Annotated in this window: 18 protein-coding genes and 1 tRNA gene; 15 read left to right on the top strand and 4 right to left on the bottom strand. The window is 37.0% G+C overall.

The window, feature by feature from the left end; all coding sequences use genetic code 11:
• The first annotated feature begins 58 nt into the window (after positions 1–58).
• The 5 genes from IJ535_RS07265 to IJ535_RS07245 all read left to right on the top strand — a co-directional run bounded on the left by IJ535_RS07265 (position 59) and on the right by IJ535_RS07245 (position 4377).
• Positions 59–131: transfer RNA gene (locus IJ535_RS07265), tRNA-Gly, on the top strand.
• A gap of 1091 nt (positions 132–1222) precedes the next feature.
• Positions 1223–1795 carry a DUF6434 domain-containing protein gene (locus IJ535_RS07260; RefSeq protein WP_294300698.1) on the top strand — a complete coding sequence of 191 codons (573 nt, stop codon included), beginning with the start codon at positions 1223–1225 and terminating at the stop codon, positions 1793–1795.
• A gap of 110 nt (positions 1796–1905) precedes the next feature.
• Positions 1906–2472 carry a GNAT family N-acetyltransferase gene (locus tag IJ535_RS07255; protein WP_294300691.1) on the top strand — a complete coding sequence of 189 codons (567 nt, stop codon included), beginning with the start codon at positions 1906–1908 and terminating at the stop codon, positions 2470–2472.
• A gap of 15 nt (positions 2473–2487) precedes the next feature.
• The gene (locus IJ535_RS07250; RefSeq protein ID WP_294300688.1) at positions 2488–2940 is read left to right on the top strand and encodes a hypothetical protein; all 453 of its coding nucleotides are present in this window, start codon (positions 2488–2490) and stop codon (positions 2938–2940) included.
• 495 nt (positions 2941–3435) lie between these two features.
• On the top strand, positions 3436–4377 hold the full coding sequence (locus IJ535_RS07245) for an Abi family protein (protein WP_294300684.1): 942 nt from the start codon (positions 3436–3438) through the stop codon (positions 4375–4377).
• Between the two features lie 413 nt (positions 4378–4790).
• Here IJ535_RS07245 and IJ535_RS07240 read toward each other — a convergent pair whose 3' ends face one another.
• Positions 4791–5354: a helix-turn-helix domain-containing protein gene (locus IJ535_RS07240; protein ID WP_294300682.1), complete on the bottom strand. Its 564-nt coding sequence runs from the start codon at positions 5352–5354 to the stop codon at positions 4791–4793.
• A gap of 183 nt (positions 5355–5537) precedes the next feature.
• On the opposite strand from IJ535_RS07240, the gene IJ535_RS07235 reads away from it, so the two are divergent.
• Positions 5538–6905 (top strand): MFS transporter, encoded by a 1368-nt coding sequence (locus IJ535_RS07235; RefSeq protein ID WP_294300680.1) that lies wholly within the window; start codon positions 5538–5540, stop codon positions 6903–6905.
• Positions 6906–6972: 67 nt separating this feature from the next.
• Here the strand turns inward: IJ535_RS07235 and IJ535_RS07230 are convergent, their stop codons facing one another.
• Together IJ535_RS07230 and IJ535_RS07225 are read right to left on the bottom strand one after the other, a co-directional pair.
• The gene (locus tag IJ535_RS07230; RefSeq protein ID WP_294295345.1) at positions 6973–7131 is read right to left on the bottom strand and encodes a hypothetical protein; all 159 of its coding nucleotides are present in this window, start codon (positions 7129–7131) and stop codon (positions 6973–6975) included.
• A gap of 139 nt (positions 7132–7270) precedes the next feature.
• Positions 7271–7516, bottom strand: a complete 246-nt coding sequence (locus tag IJ535_RS07225) for a hypothetical protein (RefSeq protein ID WP_294300678.1) — start codon at positions 7514–7516, stop codon at positions 7271–7273.
• 237 nt (positions 7517–7753) lie between these two features.
• Between IJ535_RS07225 and thyA the strand changes: the two genes are divergently transcribed.
• The 6 genes from thyA to deoD all read left to right on the top strand — a co-directional run bounded on the left by thyA (position 7754) and on the right by deoD (position 13374).
• Positions 7754–8605, top strand: a complete 852-nt coding sequence (gene thyA, locus IJ535_RS07220; protein ID WP_294300676.1) for a thymidylate synthase — start codon at positions 7754–7756, stop codon at positions 8603–8605.
• A gap of 24 nt (positions 8606–8629) precedes the next feature.
• Complete coding sequence (locus IJ535_RS07215; protein ID WP_294300674.1) at positions 8630–9115, top strand: dihydrofolate reductase; 486 nt, start codon at positions 8630–8632, stop codon at positions 9113–9115.
• A gap of 22 nt (positions 9116–9137) precedes the next feature.
• Positions 9138–10829 carry a biosynthetic-type acetolactate synthase large subunit gene (gene ilvB / locus IJ535_RS07210; protein WP_294300673.1) on the top strand — a complete coding sequence of 564 codons (1692 nt, stop codon included), beginning with the start codon at positions 9138–9140 and terminating at the stop codon, positions 10827–10829.
• A gap of 5 nt (positions 10830–10834) precedes the next feature.
• Complete coding sequence (gene ilvN, locus IJ535_RS07205; RefSeq protein ID WP_294295356.1) at positions 10835–11344, top strand: acetolactate synthase small subunit; 510 nt, start codon at positions 10835–10837, stop codon at positions 11342–11344.
• A gap of 10 nt (positions 11345–11354) precedes the next feature.
• Complete coding sequence (locus tag IJ535_RS07200) at positions 11355–12578, top strand: cell wall hydrolase (RefSeq protein WP_294300670.1); 1224 nt, start codon at positions 11355–11357, stop codon at positions 12576–12578.
• Between the two features lie 79 nt (positions 12579–12657).
• Positions 12658–13374, top strand: coding sequence for a purine-nucleoside phosphorylase (gene deoD, locus IJ535_RS07195; RefSeq protein WP_294295360.1), 717 nt, complete (start codon positions 12658–12660; stop codon positions 13372–13374).
• Positions 13375–13436: 62 nt separating this feature from the next.
• On the opposite strand, the gene IJ535_RS07190 is transcribed toward deoD, so the two are convergent.
• The gene (locus tag IJ535_RS07190; RefSeq protein WP_294300632.1) at positions 13437–13766 is read right to left on the bottom strand and encodes a helix-turn-helix domain-containing protein; all 330 of its coding nucleotides are present in this window, start codon (positions 13764–13766) and stop codon (positions 13437–13439) included.
• A 187-nt stretch (positions 13767–13953) separates the two neighbouring features.
• Between IJ535_RS07190 and IJ535_RS07185 the strand changes: the two genes are divergently transcribed.
• The 3 genes from IJ535_RS07185 to IJ535_RS07175 all read left to right on the top strand — a co-directional run bounded on the left by IJ535_RS07185 (position 13954) and on the right by IJ535_RS07175 (position 16593).
• Positions 13954–14757: a class B sortase gene (locus IJ535_RS07185; protein ID WP_294300629.1), complete on the top strand. Its 804-nt coding sequence runs from the start codon at positions 13954–13956 to the stop codon at positions 14755–14757.
• A 15-nt stretch (positions 14758–14772) separates the two neighbouring features.
• Positions 14773–15849 (top strand): LCP family protein, encoded by a 1077-nt coding sequence (locus IJ535_RS07180; RefSeq protein WP_294300626.1) that lies wholly within the window; start codon positions 14773–14775, stop codon positions 15847–15849.
• A 72-nt stretch (positions 15850–15921) separates the two neighbouring features.
• Positions 15922–16593 (top strand): hypothetical protein, encoded by a 672-nt coding sequence (locus IJ535_RS07175; protein WP_294300623.1) that lies wholly within the window; start codon positions 15922–15924, stop codon positions 16591–16593.
• Positions 16594–16673: the final 80 nt, after the last annotated feature.

Raw genomic sequence — 16673 nt, 5'->3', positions numbered from 1 at the left:
TTTGCATTTTCTCAACTTCGTGATTTTTCTTCGCGAAGCTCGAAAAATACACGAATAAGCGCGAGTGGCTCAGTTGGTGGAGCACCACCTTGCCAAGGTGGGGGTCGCGGGTTCGAGTCCCGTCTCGCGCTCTTTTAATACAGAAAATGAGGTCATCCATTTGGATGGCCTCATTTTTTGTATTAAAAGAGCACTTTAATCGAGGCGGGACGAAATGCATATAGGAGGGATCCACTTTAGTGGGAGGAACCTGTTTGCCACGACGCGGCCGTGCGAAGCACATATAATGCTGCGTCTTCCCGTTTGATTTATCGAGCTTGCGATGAGAAATCGTGATGTTTCCTTAATTTCGTCTCGCGCGTAGGCCCATACGGGTCTCGAAGGTTCGAGGTCTCGCCTGCCGGCTCGGTTTCTGTTCCTGCTTCGTTTGTTTTGGTGCTGAAAACAAACCTATTCTACAGCAGTTAAGTGAAATTTTTTGTTTTCTAAAATTCACTTAATTAGAAATTGACTAAAAGTTAAGTGAATTAATAAAATAAATATTTTCACTTAAGAATGTAAAATGGGGTTAAGTTTATTTGGTTATTGAAAAAAATCACTTAACATTTTGGTTATGATATTTGAACTTGTTAAGTTTATTATTTTATAACAAATTTTCACTTAACAAGTTTATGAATCTTGTTAAGTGAAAATAAGAGGTTTTAAAATAAACTGAACTATACTTAAAAATATTTAATGTGATTTAAGTGGATATAAAATTTACGTATATTCACTTAACACGATTCTCTCTTTTTAAGTGGAATAGTTACTTTTCCCTTTTTCACTTAACAAGAAATCTGCTATTCGCTCATTCTGTGTATTAATCTTAATCGTCCAGAAATAAAATGCCTACAAGATAACCATATATCTGACTTATTCATTTAAAACCTTGTGGTATGGACGCAAGATGCCTCCTTTAATAGTAAAAGTGAAGATATTATCCATGAAGTAATCATCATTACACCAATAACAATCGTTATTATCCACAATTATCGTTTTCCTCCGTTATCTCTGATTTTTAAAGTGCGCACAAAAAAGACAGCGACTTTAATCGCTAGCTTTAGAAAATTCCCATGATTTTTTTATGTAGCTATTAATCTGTTAATGAAGTACAATAATTACCGATGTATTGAGTTTGAGTTTTAATTAGAAGAATAAATAAACTGGGATTCATAGAGGGAAAATAGTGGAAAGACCTATTTTAGATAATAATTTGGATAGCCAAACATTTCGCAATTTTTACTTTTTGAAAGAAGAGTTGATAAATTTTTGCAGAGAAAATGGGCTACCTACATCTGGTGGAAAAATTGAGATAACAGAACGGATTGCTCAATTCCTTGATACGGGTGAGATTGTATCTGTTTCAAGAAAAAAGAAAATGACAGTTCCAACATCCAATATTTACTTGGATGCAAAAATCGAACCCAATTTTGTCTGCACAGAGAAACACAGAGCATTTTTTAAGGAACATATAGGAACTACGTTTTCTTTTAATGTGGCTTTTCAAAAATGGCTAAAGAGTAATACTGGTAAAACCTATAGAGACGCAATTGCAGCTTATTATCAAATTCTTGAAGAAAAGAAAAAGGGAAAAAAAACGATTGATCGTCAATTTGAGTATAATATTTATATTCGTGATTTTTTCGCGGATAACCAAGGAAAGTCTTTGGAGGACGCAATCAAGTGCTGGAAATATAAAAAGCAAATTCAAGGACATAATCGCTATGAAAGAGCAGATCTTATAGCTCTTGAATGATAAGTATAAGTATTGTGCAAATTCTCTTGCAGAGAAAGTTTAGCAACGCGAGGAGAAAACTACAAGCAGTGAATGGGGTCAATGCAGAAGAAAATAAGGAGATTTAATGTATGTCAAGTGTTTATCAGAACCGCCCTAAATATGAAAATGATAATTTCACCTTACGCTTTGTAATGAAGAGTGATTCTCGTGATTTATTAGAAGTTTATAGTGATAAAAATGCATTACCATTTTTTAATAGTGATAATTGTCACGGGGATAACTTTTACTATCCGACATTGGAGAAAATGGAAGCCGCCATAGATTTTTGGAATGATTCGTATGAAAAGAAATGGTTCGTAAGATGGGCAATAATTGACAGGAATTTTTCCAAATCAATTGGTAGTATAGAGTTGTTTCATAGAATAGCTGAGGATGATTTTAATCATGTAGGAGTTCTACGCTTAGATTTAAGAAGCGATTATGAAAATGCTGCCGCTATTAAAGAAATTCTATCTATAATTGTTCCGCCTGCTTTTGAACTATTTGAATGTGACGAAATAATCTCTAAAGTTCCGCTATATGCTGTAGAACGAGCACAGGCATTTTCTGAATATGGATTTACAAAATCAGATAGATTGTTGGTTGGAACACTAGACCATTATGCATATAAAGATTATTGGACTATTTACAAATAAACATGGAGAAAGAAAATGTTAGAAATAAAATATGTTGAGCCAAAGAATATTTATTGTAAATCACTATTAACTATTCGTAGAAAAAGTGGATTATTAACTATGAAAAAGTATTTTTTTAATATTATAATTATGGCAATGCTAGTCTTATCGGCATGTGGAACTGAAAAGGAGCCAGATAATTTACAGACTTACACATCTGGAACAAACGACGACTATGCATATATTACTATTGATGACAAGGTATTTGTGCCATTTGTTGCAGTTGATAATGCAGACAGAGGCAATTGGATTGGAATTGTAGATGGTGATGAAAATAACCGTATTTACGAATATAAAGACTATTCTTCTAATGAATGGATAATCAGTTTTTACAATAGCGGTGAAATGGATGGCTCAATGCTTATGCGCGAACAAAGTGTTAATAAATATCCAGATAATTTAACATCGGAATATGATTGGAACAATTAAAACAGTTATCAAGGAAAATAACTAGTTATGTTCTCAATGAGAACAACAGCCTCTTCTGTGGATCAGACAGGAGAGGCATTTTTATTTGTGCTTACTATTTCTCTTGTCGAAAAGTTTAGCAACGCGGGGAGAAAACTACAAGCCGTGAAAGGTAATACTAGGAATAGGAAAACTTAGATTTATTCTTCTTAAATGCTGATATTCATCATCTGCTATTTGCATAAACTCATCCTTATGATATAAGATTAATGTATTAAATTTTAATACTGTACAAATGGAATATCTTCACCCATAATTTGAACATTCCAGATAAAGAGTAATGATAACTGCTTATTTTATTAATATTTTAACCACAAATATAGTCTGATAGGTATTGACTTATAGTTGCGTGGCGACTATTATGATTACAGTGAATGCGTCACATATCTCTGTGTGAGTTGTGACCCAGGGAAGTCTCTGCGGAGCTTCCCTTTTTTTATATTTGGGAGAGTATTTATGGATAAACCTTATCTAAACTACAATGAACAAATTGAAAAGTTGAAATCGAAAGGTCTTACGATTTCTGATGAGAAATATGCCTTAACAGTTTTAAAGAAGTATGGATATTATTCATTAATTTGCGGATATAAAGATGCTTTTAAGAATAAAACCACGAAAAACTATAAGGATGGGACTAAGTTCGAAGAAATAGTTCAGTTGTACGAATTTGATGCTGCGCTTAGAAGATTGTTTTTACAGTATTCTATTATTGTAGAAAAACAATTAAAAGTTCACCTAGCCACTGCGTTCACAGAGAATTTTTCTGAGTCTCAGTGTGATTATTTAGATGTTAACAATTATGACTATGATACATTAAAAAATAGGCAAGATATAAATACGTTAATTAAAGTTATTACATCTATAATAGATAAGGGAAACTATCATTATATTGAACATGCAAAAGCTAATCATAATAACGTTCCTTTATGGGTGTTACTAAATGCTGTTACATTTGGTCAGACTGTCAAGATGTATCAACTTCAAAAACAATCTATAAAATATTGTATTTCAAAAGAGTATCCTTTCTTGAATGAAGGTACACTTGCATCTGTTCTAAGAGAAGTAACTATATGTAGAAATTCATGTGCACACGGAGAACGTTTATATACTTTTAAAACCAGAGAAGCTTGTCCCAAATTGATGTTGCATGAAAAATTAAGCATACCTTTAAATGCAAATGGAAATGAATATACATATGGGCAACGAGATTTATTTTCTGTTGTTATTTCTTTTAAGTATTTATTGGATAGTTCTGATTTTAAAGAGTTTAAAAATAGTCTGAGCAAGTTAATAAAAAGATACCAGAGAGAATCAAAAGCAGAAATTGCAACAATGATTTTAAAAGAAATGGGATTTCCTAGTAATTGGGAAACTATTACCAAATATAGAAAATACTAAGACAAATATGGAAAATATACGGGGGACAAAAAGGGGACAAATAAAAAGACAGTCCCACAAACCTCCTATTTACTAGTGTTTTCGAACACGCACACTATTCCCGTTGAACGCTCGACGTTTCTCCTTTAATCGTAAAAGCGAAGATATTATCCATGAAGTAATCATCATTACACCAATAACAATCGTTATTATCCACAATGAGTGTAATGAAACCTCAATAGATAATAGACTGCCAAGCCATTCTCTATAAGAAATGCATAGAAAAATAGTGCCTATATTTACAAATGATGCCAGTTCATTACATTTGTTTTTGGCTATGAACCAAATGTATTCAAATAAACCAGCACTAATTACAGCTATAACCCCAAGGATAAAAGAAAGGATTGGCCCAACACATTCAGCAGGAATTACCTCTAATATAATGTCACAAATACCAACGAAAAAAACATAATTATAATGCTAAGTGATAGCAGAGATAATGCTAATATTGTTCCAGCTGTTGACGATTTCCCTTGAAAGCTTATCTGAGATTTTTGCCCCCTATAATTAATGAAAAACATAATTAAATAACAAACTATAAGTAGCGCAATGTCATTTGCGTAACTCCAAGAATATCCTTTGCATGAAAGAAATGCGAAATAGAATCTTCCTAGAATAATAATCATAATGATGGCATTAGCAAATAGAGGAATAATCTTTTTTATGGATTCCTTGCGCTTGGAACGCAGCAGTCTTTTGAAGTCTTTCATAGTGAATTCATCATTGTCTGCAGGTTCACCAACAACAAGCTCCTCGATGCTAATCCCCAGGCATGATGATAAACTTTCTAATAGTCCCACATCAGGATAACTTTCTCCGTTTTCCCAATGCGAAACAGCTTTGTTTGATACTCCTATAATAGCTGCTAATTCAGCCTGAGTGTAGCCTTTGCTGATGCGGGCTTCCTTTATAAGCATTCCGGTCTTTTCTTTATCCATAGGAAAATCCTCCTAAGATTAGAATGCCTTATTTACACCTAATTTGCAATCTCTTGTAAGGAGAATCCCTATAGATGCGTGTAAATGCTAAAAATGAACAATATATTTCTTACCCCAAAATAGGGTAGATGCGCTATAATATTACTGCGGGTATATTTAATTCAAAGGGGGAATAACTAAATAATGAAACAACTAAAACCTATTACTAACAAACTTCTATGGGTGTTTGCCTTGGGGCAATTTGGTTGGAGCTTACTTTCAGGAGTGGTATCCAACTGGATGGTCTATTACTACACGGGAACACCTAGTGATCAGAATCCTAACACAGGTCTTTTTGCTTCTGGAATCACACAACATCCAATATTTTTTAAGTTAACATTGTTTGGCCTTGTGCTTGCAGCAGGTCGTATTTTTGATGCTATTACAGATCCTTTAATTGCGGGATGGTCGGATAGAGCTGGTTATAAGGGCGGAAGGCGAATCCCATTTATGCGCGCCATGGCGATACCTTTTTCGCTTTGTACAATTGGGTTATTTGTATTGCCTCAGACAGCTAATGTGCAAGTGAATGATGTAGTATTGTTTGTGTTGCTTATGGTGTTCTATCTTTTTATGACCATGTTTTGTACACCATATAATGCTCTTATAGCAGAGCTGGGAGATACGCAGCAGCATAGAATTAATGTATCAACCTATATTTCATTCACATTTATTGTAGGTCAGTCGATTTCATTCTTGCTTCCAAACCTTGCAGGTGCTCTTGAAGGAAGCTTGGGACAGGTCGCGTCCATTAGAATGGCTGTTGCAATCATGGCTGTTATTGCATGTATTGCTATGTTGATTCCAGCATTTTATATTAATGAAAGAGATTATATCGAGAGCAAGCCTAGCGATACCAAGCCATTTGCATCTCTTGTGAAAACATTTTCCAATGTGCAATTTAGGCATTTTGTTTACAGCGATGTGATTTATTTCTTCGCGTTGACATTGTTCCAAACTGGCTTAGCATTCTATGAGACACAGCTTATGGAGATTGCAGATACATGGACATTTGTCCTAACTGCTACAATGACATTTATCAGTGTATGCTTGTATCCAATTGTAAATATTTTGGCTAAGAAGATTGGCAAGAAGCAGCTTATTATCATTGGTTTCTTTGCCTACGCGTGTGTATTTATGGTGACAACCTTCTGCGGAAAGGGATTACATTGGGGATTCATTATAGCCGTAGCAGCATCTATTCCTATGGCCATCCTTGGAATTCTTCCACAGGCCTGTGTTGCAGATGTGGCAGAGCTTACTAGGTTAGAGACAGGAGAAGATAGAAGCGGAATGTTCTTTGCGGCAAGAACATTTGCTTTCAAGATGGGCCAGGCCATAGCAATGGTAGTGTTTACATCTGTTACAGTTGCCCAGACTAAGCAAAGCTACAGAGCAACAGCTGCGATAGCCTTTGTTACATGCTTTATAGGTGCATGCATATTCTTTACTTTTAATGAAAAACAGATTCTAGGAAGAATAAAAGAGCTTAAGGGTAGCGACGAAATTTAAGATTGAACAAAAAAAGAGATATCCAGCGCGGATATCTCTTTTTTAACCCCCTATTAAATTGCCCTTCCTATCTATTCATGGTAGTTGGTGATAAGAAAACTCCCAAAGAAGCGGCCTGCTCATGAACCTGAGATTCACGCTGTTCGATGCGCTCCTGGATACTTTCGATTAATTCTTTTCCTATACCATCTGCCTTAAGATCTTGGAATAAACTACAATCAAACATTACAAATACCTCCTTGAAAAGTATAAATAATAATATGATTTGCTTTTCTTAAAGATATTATAACATCAACGTAGCAATAAAACTGTGGATAAATTGTGAAATCTAAAACAGCTGACGACAATTGTACGCCACAGACGGACTAGTTTAATGTGTTAAGATAGTCCTGGATGGCAGTTGTAGTAATTTCGTTGTACTCATATGTTGCGTTTGCTGCTTTGGCTTGCTCAGCCTTATTGTAAATTGAGTATCCAATCCAGCCTACGATAGCGATGGCGATTACTGTAACGCATACTAGGCTAGCGATTTCTTCAACTTTTTTCTTTCTTAAAATTGATTTACGATTAGCTTTATCGTGTTTCTTTTGATCTACTTTTTGTTGACTCATTTCTTCTCCTGAACCAGACCGGTATATTTCCAGGTGGAGAGGTCTGGTAAATAAATAACTACAAAATATAGTAACGCAAACCATGGGTGTTTTCAAGAAAAATAGGGATATATTCTCTACTAAAAATATTAAAATAGCTATCCAAACTTCAATATGTTGTGTTAGAATAAGACAAATGTATAAGATTTTTGATTTTCATCAGAAAACATAAATCGTAAATTCCAAGAGGAGAATGTTATGAGCAAAGCGGACATTATTTTCAAGAAGATGTGCCAGGATATTCTTGACAATGGCACAGATACCAAGGATGAGATAGTGCGTCCAATCTGGCAGGATACAGGTGAAAAGGCTTACACCATCAAGCAGTTTGGCGTGGTAAATAAATACGATTTAAGGGACGAATTCCCAGCTCTTACCCTTAGAAAGACCGCTCTTAAATCTGCTATGGATGAAATCCTGTGGATTTATCAGCGCAAGTCTAACAATATTAAGGATCTTAAGCCTCATATTTGGGATGAATGGGCTGATGAAGAGGGCTCTATCGGAACAGCCTATGGCTATGTGGTAGGCGAAAAGTTTGAGTTTAAGGGCGAGATGATTGACCAGATGGATTATGTTCTTAAGCAGCTTAAGGAGACTCCATATTCACGTAGAATTATGACTAACCTTTACCAGTTCCACGATCTTGCTACAGGACATCTTGATCCATGCTGTTACTCAGCTACATACAATGTTACTAAGGATAAGGAATCTGGTAAGCTGGTGCTTAACATGGTGCTAAATCAGCGTTCTCAGGATATCCTTGCAGCTAATAATTGGAATGTATGCCAGTACGCCATCCTTCTAATGATGGTTGCACAGGTAAACGATATGATTCCAGGTCAGCTGGTTCACGTTATTGCTGATGCCCACATCTATGATAGACATGTGGATGCCATCAAGGAATTACTTAGCCGCCCAGAGCTTCCAGCTCCTAAGGTTTCCCTTAACCCAGCGGTTAAGAACTTCTACGATTTCACCACAGACGACCTTATCGTAGAAGGCTACGAAGCCGGCGAACAAATTCGTAATATACCGATCGCTGTCTAAGCTGATTACAGAAAGGAAGAATAAATGAATCTTATTGTTGCGGTAGATAAAAACTGGGCCATTGGCAAGGATAACAAGCTGCTAGTGAGTATCCCAGATGATATGAAGTTTTTTAGAGAGACCACCACAGGTAAGGTAGTGGTTATGGGACGCAAGACCTTAGAAAGCTTCCCTAATAGCAAGCCACTTCCTAACAGGGTTAACATCGTACTTACAAGAGATGCTAAATACGAAGCCAAAGGCGCAGTGGTAGTACACTCTAAGGAAGAATTAAATGAAGAATTAAAAAAGTACAATTCGGATGATATCTATGTTATTGGTGGTGAAAGCATCTACAGATTAATGCTTGATGAATGTGACAGAGCTTTCGTTACCTATGTAGATTATGCTTACGATGCAGATACTTATTTCCCTAATTTAGATGAAATGATCGATTGGAAGCTTGCAGAGGAATCTGAGGAGCAGACATATTATGATATAGAGTTTTATTTTAGAACATATACACGTTAGTTAGCTTTATGAGGAATTAAAGATGGCACTTAATATTACTGGAAGAAAGTTGTTCGTAAAGGCACTGAAGGAAGAAGGAGTAGATACTATATTTGCATACCCAGGCGGTATGATTACAGATATTGTAGATGAGCTATACAAGACCGAGGGTATTAATGTGGTCTTAGGCCGTCATGAGCAGGCTCTTGTACACGAGGCAGAGGGCTATGCCAGAGCTACAGGTAAGACAGCTGTTGTGCTTGTCACATCAGGTCCTGGTGCAACTAATACCATTACAGGCATTGCAGATGCTTATTATGATAGTATTCCTATGGTGATTTTTACAGGACAGGTGCCACTTCATCTTATAGGAAACGACGCCTTCCAGGAGGTAGATATTGTTGGCATGACCCGTTCTATCACTAAGTACGGCGTTACAGTGCGAAATCGTGATGATATGGGAAAGCTTATTAAGATGGGCTTTCAGATTGCATCAACTGGTAAGCCTGGTCCTGTACTTATTGATATTCCAAAGGATATTCAGACTATTTCAGGTAATCCTGAGTATCCTAAACATGTGGATATTCGTGGCTATCATCCTAATGAGACAGTGCATATCGGTCAGCTTAAGAAAGCATATAGATTGCTGAAAAGCGCTAAGCGTCCACTTTTGCTTGCAGGTGGAGGTGTTAGAATAGCAGGTGCAGAAGATAAGCTTTTAGAGTTTGCTGAGAAGATGAACATTCCAGTAACTACCACTGTTATGGCAAAGGGCGTAATGCCTGAGGACCATCCGCTGTTTATTGGTAACTGCGGGATGCATGGAAGATTTGCAGCCAACAAGGCTGTAACAGAATGTGATGTGCTATTTTCCATCGGAACCAGATTCAATGATAGAATCACTGGCGAATTGGATGAATTTGCCCCTAATGCAAAGATTGTCCACGTGGATATAGCTTCGGCATCTATTTCAAGAAATGTGTCAGTAGATGTGCCAGTTACTGCAGATGCAAAGATTGCATTGGATAGATTGGCAGAATATGCAGAGAGAATTAACTGCGAGAAATGGCTTAATAAAATATCAGAGTGGGAGGCAGAGCATCCGCTTTCTATGCCTAAGGCTAAGATAGGAGTTTGTCCTCAGGATGTATGTCTTGCTATTAATGAAGTATTCCCTGATGCAAATATCGTAACAGATGTTGGACAGCATCAGATGTGGGCGTCTCAGTTTATCCAACTTCATAAGGGGCAGCAGTTTATTACATCAGGTGGTCTTGGAACCATGGGATTTGGTTTCCCGGCAGCCCTTGGTGCAGCCATAGGAAATCCTGACAAGCCTGTTGTGCTTATCACAGGTGATGGTGGTTTCCAGATGAATATGCAGGAGATGGCTACTGCTATGTCTGAGAAGCATCAAATAATTATATGCTTATTTAATAATTCTAATCTTGGCATGGTGCGTCAGATGCAACAGCTGTTTTATGGTAAGCGATACGAGATTACAGACCTTACCAGCAAGGATGGCAATTATTATCCTGATTTTATGGCATGGGCGGCTAGCTATAGCTGTAAGGGCATAAGAGTAACCGAGGAGGCGCAGATTCTGCCAGCTTTCAAGGAAGCAAGGGAGCACAAGGGTGGTCCAATCCTCTTAGAATTTATTGTTTCACCAGACGATTTAGTACTTCCTATGGTAAAAAGTGGCACACCACTTAGCGACATGATACTGAGGTAGATGATATGAAAAATAGATGGATTGCATTATACGTTGAAAATCAGGTTGGTGTTTTGGCAAAGGTTTCAGGGCTCTTTTCTGCAAAGTCATACAATTTGCAGACTCTTACAGTTGGCACTACAGAAAGGGAAGATGTTTCTCGAATGACAATCTCTGTAATGGCTGATGACGCTACCTTTGAGCAGATCAAGAAGCAGTTAAATGCCATGGTTGAGGTAATAAAGGTTATTGATTTAACATCTATGCCTATACATATGAAAGAAATCCTTTACGCTAAGGTTTTTGGACTTAACAGCGAAGGCAAGACAGAAACTTTTCAGATTGCAGAGGTTTTCAATCAGGGCGGAAATGTTAAAATAGTAGATATAGGTAATGATTCAGTTTTGTTTGAATGTACTCTTACAGAACGTAAAAATAACGAGCTTATAGCTCTTTTAAAATCTAGATTTAAGAAAATAGAGGTGACTAGAGGCGGCGCAGTTGCTGTTGAATCTATCAGTAGTTCGTGCCGATAGGGAGAAGGGAATGAAGAGATTCAAAGGATGCCTTGCAATATTTATAATTGCGGCTCTTTGCTTATGTTCGTCGGCTGCCCAGGCGTCACAGTCTGAAGTAGACAGGCTAAAGCAGGAATCGGAAAAAGCGAAAGGCACTGTAAACGAGCTAAACGACAAAAGAAAGCAGGTTGAAGGAACTAAGCAACAGTTAGAGGGGCAGGCTGATAGCCTTTCAGGGCAGATTAGTAATCTAAACAATCAAATATCTAATGTAACAGGGGAAATATCTGAAACAGAAGAGGATATAGCTAAGGTAGAGGCTGATATTGAGGTGCTAAAGGAGCAGCTGGAGCAAAATCAGGCATCTTTAGATGCACAAAAGGAAAGCATGAAGCTTCGCATTCAATATATGTATGAAAACAGAACTACAAATACCTTGGTTAACTTTTTAGAAAGTGGTTCGATTTCAGAGTTTTTACAAAGACTGGAATATATGGCTCAGATTACTGCTTACGACCAAAAGGCCGTAGAGAAATTTGAGGCAACCCAAAAAGAAATAGAAGATACAAAAAGTGCAATCGAAGAAAAAGGCCAGGAACTAAGCGCCTACCAGGATAATCTGGAGTCCAAGAAGACTCAGCTGGGAGTATTGGTAGGAGATACATCGGCAGCTTTGAATATTACTAATTCTCAGATTGCCGACACCCAGGCTGCTATAGAACAAATAGAAAAGCAGCTGCAGGAGGCAAAGGATTACGAAAAGAGAATCCAAAAGCAATACCAGGATGCCCAGGTGGCATTGGCTGAAAAGTTAGCTGGTGAGCATGGTGGATATTCCGGAGGCTACAGCACATCTGATGAAGAGACACTGATATTGGCTGCACTTATCCAGGCAGAGGCGGCAAATCAGGGAGATGCAGGGCGACTTGCGGTTGGTTCTGTTGTTATGAACAGGGTAGCCAGCTCAAAGTTTCCAAATACCGTTTCAGGGGTAGTATATGCATCAGGCCAGTTTGCTCCTGTTACATCAGGCCGTGTTGCTCTTATATTAGCTGAGGGGCCTAATAGTGCATGCCAATATGCGGCTGCACAGGCGATAGCTGGTAATACTAATACAGATGCACTATTTTTCTGTACATATACATACGCTCAGAGCCTACATGATTCTCAGGTGGCAGCTGGGCAATCAGGATTTTTAGATAGAACAGAGGGCACAACAATTAACGCCCATTATTTCTATAACTACAAATGAGTGCCGGCAGATTCTAATGGGATTTGCAGCACTTTAGTAAGTGGAGCTTACAAATATGAATTAATAAGGAGGAAAAATTATGGCAACACCACACAACGAGGCGAAGAAAGGGGATTTCGCCAAAACAGTACTTATGCCAGGAGACCCACTACGTGCTAAATTCGTAGCTGATAATTTCTTGGAGGATGTTAAGTGTGTAAACACAGTTCGTAACTGCCTTGGATTTACAGGTACCTACAAGGGAGTTCCAGTTTCAGTAATGGCAAGTGGAATGGGTATGCCTTCAATCGGTATCTATTCTTACGAGCTTTACGCATTCTATGATGTAGAAAACATCATTCGTATCGGTTCAGCAGGAAGCTACACAGATAAGCTTAATGTTCTAGATGTAGTTATTTCTGAGAGCGCTTATTCAGATTCTACTTTTGCTAAGTACACAAACGGAGTAGAGGACAAGACACTTTATCCAAGCAAGAAGATTAACGATATTGCTATCGCAAAGGCTAAGGAGCTTGGTATCGATGCTAAGCTTGCTAAGGTTCATTCTGCAGACCAGTTCTACACAGCACCAGAGATGGGCGGCTGGAAGGCAGTTAAGGAGCGTTGCGGTTGCGATTGCGTAGAGATGGAAAGCTTCGCACTTTTCAACAACGCTAACATGCTTGGAAAGAATGCTACTTGTATGCTTACAATCTCTGATTCATTCGTAACATCTGAGGAAATCCCAGCAGAGGATCGCCAGAAATCATTTACAGAAATGATGAAACTTGCACTTGAGACAGCTATTGCTTTGTAATTAATAAAGATTTTATGTATAAGATATAAAAAAATGTGCCCTGTATTTTGCAGGGCACATTTTCATTTTCCAGAACTAAGATAGTATTTTAACATATAATAAAGCATAGATTTTTGATCAGGATAAAGTTCTTCTAATAATTTTCTAAAATCATCATCTAAATATTCCGTTTGACTGATGGTAGATTCACTTACTAAATTAGCAATATCGCAATTACATATATCTGCAATATTAGAAAGCATTTCCAGGTTTGGATGTTCTATTCCTCTTTCCATTTTACTAACATACCCAACTGAAATATTAAGAAGTTCAGCCAATTTTTCTTGGGTTAGTTTTTTGCCCTTTCTATAAGATTTAATCCTTGTTCCAATTAGCTTGTAATCAACTGCCATTATATCCCCCTCGTCTGTTGAACTTAAAAAAAGTCATATATAAATGCTTCATATAAATATTTTCTGAAATATTCAATAAAGAAATAGGTAGTAATAACTATTAATTAGTAGCTATAGCTATTGATTTTCAGATAAAGAATAAGTAAAATATGAATTGGATATGTATTTACAGGGGATTTACAGAATTATGAAAAAGAAAAAGACTAAATATTTCATTGCATTAATTGCATTTCTAGTAGTTATAGCTATTGGTATTGTCCTCATATTAAGAGAGGCTCAAAAAAGAAAATCGGCAGCAGAGAAAATTGAAGAAATCACCGAAGTTGTTAATGATGTCGAGCCTGTTAAAGATGAAGTAGAAGAAATGCCATATAGTAATCTTGGAATCGAAATCCCCGAGAAGAATTTAGATTGGAACAAGCTTCATAAAGAAAACGAAGATATATATGCTTGGATTACAGTGACGGATACAACGGTAGATTATCCGGTCCTTCAGCATCCTACAGATAATACGTATTATTTGAACAATAATATTGATGGTACACCTGGTTATCCTGGCTGTATATATACAGAAGACTATAATGCTAAGGATTTTAGTGATAAAAATACAGTGCTGTATGGTCATAACCTTAAGGATAAGACAATGTTTTCTTCACTTCATAATTATGAGGAAGAGGATACATTTTCAAAAGAACAGTATATATACATATGGACAGAGAATGATGTGTTTGTATATAAGGTTTTTGCTGCGTATGAGTATAATTCCAATCATTTATTACTGAATTATGACTACAACAATGAATATGTATATGAACAATACATAAAGGATATTTTTAATGTAAAAGATAATGGCTATGGAATAGCTAATATCAAAGACGACATTGATGTAACTAAAGAGGATAGAATAATTACTCTTTCGACCTGCACGACAGATCATAATTCTGATCAAAGATTTTTAGTTGTAGGAGTATTAATTCCTCCTGAAGAGTAAGATAAAGGTTTTATTATGCTTGATAACAATATTACTACAGAAAAGAAGAAGCTGACAGTTGGATTGAGGACGATTATTACAATCTTGACAATAATTATTGTAATAGTGGGGATTGTCTTTGTCTTAAGGCTTGTTGGAAAAAGCCAATTGAGTAAAGCAATAGCAGGTGAACGTAATGCTGATGTGGGGGAAAGTAGTACAGCATTATCAGAAAATCAGATTCTATATAAAGGTAAGGTGTATCAGCTCAATGAGGATTTGATATCAGTTCTTGTGATGGGAATTGATGCAGAGACGGTAGATGATGTTGGAGGACAGAGCTGGAAAGCTGGTGACACAGCAAATAAGGGAGGGCAGGCGGATACATTATTTTTAACTGTAATCAATCCTCATACAAAGGAAATATCTTTCATTGCAATTAATAGAAACACTATGGCAGATGTTGATGTTTGGGATGATGAGGGGAACTATACAGGCGTGATAACACAACAGATTTCTCTTCAGCATGGTTATGGAGATGGTGGAGTGGAAAGCTGTGAGAGGCAGGTAAAAGCAGTATCCAGGATGTTATTTAATATACCGATTAATTCTTATGCTGCCATAAGCATGGATGGGGTCCCAAAGCTTAACGATGCTATTGGAGGAGTTGATGTAACAGTATTGGATGACATCGTATACCCAGAATATAACATGAATCTTCATACAGGAGAAAATGTCACATTAAAGGGTAAAACGGCATACTGGTATGTTCGATTGAGAAATGAGAACGCATTTAACTCTAATCAGTTAAGACTTGATAGACAAAAACAGTATCTCAAGGCCTTTATAAATAAAGCTAAAGAAAAGTCATTATCGGATATACGTATTGCGTTGGATTTGTATAAGACCATGGGAGAGTACATGGTTACTGATATCGATTTAAGCACATTCACCTACATGGCTACAGAATATTTAGACTACGATTTTGATTTGGACAATATATATACCTTAGAAGGTGAAACTATGAATGGAACTCAGTTTGAAGAATTCTATATGGATGAGGATGCGGCTGAGGAGATGATAGTTAATTTGTTTTATGAAGAAGTTAAATAGGTATCACTTAGGGGACCACACCTCTAATTTGATATATAAACCACATGAATTTAGGAGAGGAGGAAATCACACATGAAAAAGTCAGTAATTACAGCGCTTACAGCTGCTATGGTTATTACATTGAGCTCTATCACTGCATTTGCAGCTCCTAGTGCTACAGTTCCTGCAGCTGAGACACCAGCAGTTGGAACAGCAGTTGAAGCAGTAGCTTCTCCAGAAGCTTATGATGCAGCAACAACAGTTTCTACAGGATATAAAGAGACAGCTGTTTCAGCAACAACAGTTAAGTCAGCATCTGTTGCAACACAGAACATCATTCTTAACAATCTTGATAAGCTTGGTGATCCTACTATTGCACAGGCAGCAGCAGATCCTAAGAAAACTGTTTCAGCAATCGTTCGTACAGTTGTTGATGTAACACCAGCAGGTGCTACAAAGAATGCGGCTGGCAACTATGAGTTTACACTTTCTTGCAACTATATTGGTACAGGTAGAGTATATGTACTTCACTATTTAGAGAAGTCAAAGTCTTGGGAAATTCTTGTACCAAAGGCAGCTACTAAGGGTGCAGTTACAATCGAGTCTGCAACACTTTCACCATTTGCAGTAGTAGAATTAAACGTTGCTTCTGTAGCAGCTCCAGCAACATCACCAAAGACAGGTGAGACACTTCCAGCAGCATTAATGTTTATTGTGATTGGTGCAGCAGGTGCAGTAGTTTGTACAAAGAAGGTATTAGCTTAAATAATAATTATCACTTGAAATTTTGGGCTTGAATTAAAAGATTAGATCTAATTTTAATTCCGAAATCATGTGGTTGATAA

The sequence above is a fragment of the Pseudobutyrivibrio sp. genome, from assembly GCF_017471675.1.
GTDB lineage: Bacteria > Bacillota > Clostridia > Lachnospirales > Lachnospiraceae > Pseudobutyrivibrio.
The sequence above is the reverse complement of the archived record's forward strand: the minus strand, read 5'-3'. Positions and strand labels throughout refer to the sequence as shown.

Excerpts from the sequence above, each read along its gene's own strand:
- IJ535_RS07255 (WP_294300691.1), top strand. The coding sequence starts at position 1,906 with ATGTCAAGTGTTTATCAGAACCGCCCTAAATATGAAAATGATAATTTC.
- IJ535_RS07250 (WP_294300688.1), top strand. The coding sequence starts at position 2,488 with ATGTTAGAAATAAAATATGTTGAGCCAAAGAATATTTATTGTAAATCA.
- IJ535_RS07245 (WP_294300684.1), top strand. The coding sequence starts at position 3,436 with ATGGATAAACCTTATCTAAACTACAATGAACAAATTGAAAAGTTGAAA.
- IJ535_RS07240 (WP_294300682.1), bottom strand. The coding sequence starts at position 5,354 with ATGGATAAAGAAAAGACCGGAATGCTTATAAAGGAAGCCCGCATCAGC.
- IJ535_RS07235 (WP_294300680.1), top strand. The coding sequence starts at position 5,538 with ATGAAACAACTAAAACCTATTACTAACAAACTTCTATGGGTGTTTGCC.
- IJ535_RS07230 (WP_294295345.1), bottom strand. The coding sequence starts at position 7,131 with ATGTTTGATTGTAGTTTATTCCAAGATCTTAAGGCAGATGGTATAGGA.
- IJ535_RS07225 (WP_294300678.1), bottom strand. The coding sequence starts at position 7,516 with ATGAGTCAACAAAAAGTAGATCAAAAGAAACACGATAAAGCTAATCGT.
- thyA (WP_294300676.1), top strand. The coding sequence starts at position 7,754 with ATGAGCAAAGCGGACATTATTTTCAAGAAGATGTGCCAGGATATTCTT.
- IJ535_RS07215 (WP_294300674.1), top strand. The coding sequence starts at position 8,630 with ATGAATCTTATTGTTGCGGTAGATAAAAACTGGGCCATTGGCAAGGAT.
- ilvB (WP_294300673.1), top strand. The coding sequence starts at position 9,138 with ATGGCACTTAATATTACTGGAAGAAAGTTGTTCGTAAAGGCACTGAAG.
- ilvN (WP_294295356.1), top strand. The coding sequence starts at position 10,835 with ATGAAAAATAGATGGATTGCATTATACGTTGAAAATCAGGTTGGTGTT.
- IJ535_RS07200 (WP_294300670.1), top strand. The coding sequence starts at position 11,355 with ATGAAGAGATTCAAAGGATGCCTTGCAATATTTATAATTGCGGCTCTT.
- deoD (WP_294295360.1), top strand. The coding sequence starts at position 12,658 with ATGGCAACACCACACAACGAGGCGAAGAAAGGGGATTTCGCCAAAACA.
- IJ535_RS07190 (WP_294300632.1), bottom strand. The coding sequence starts at position 13,766 with ATGGCAGTTGATTACAAGCTAATTGGAACAAGGATTAAATCTTATAGA.
- IJ535_RS07185 (WP_294300629.1), top strand. The coding sequence starts at position 13,954 with ATGAAAAAGAAAAAGACTAAATATTTCATTGCATTAATTGCATTTCTA.
- IJ535_RS07180 (WP_294300626.1), top strand. The coding sequence starts at position 14,773 with ATGCTTGATAACAATATTACTACAGAAAAGAAGAAGCTGACAGTTGGA.
- IJ535_RS07175 (WP_294300623.1), top strand. The coding sequence starts at position 15,922 with ATGAAAAAGTCAGTAATTACAGCGCTTACAGCTGCTATGGTTATTACA.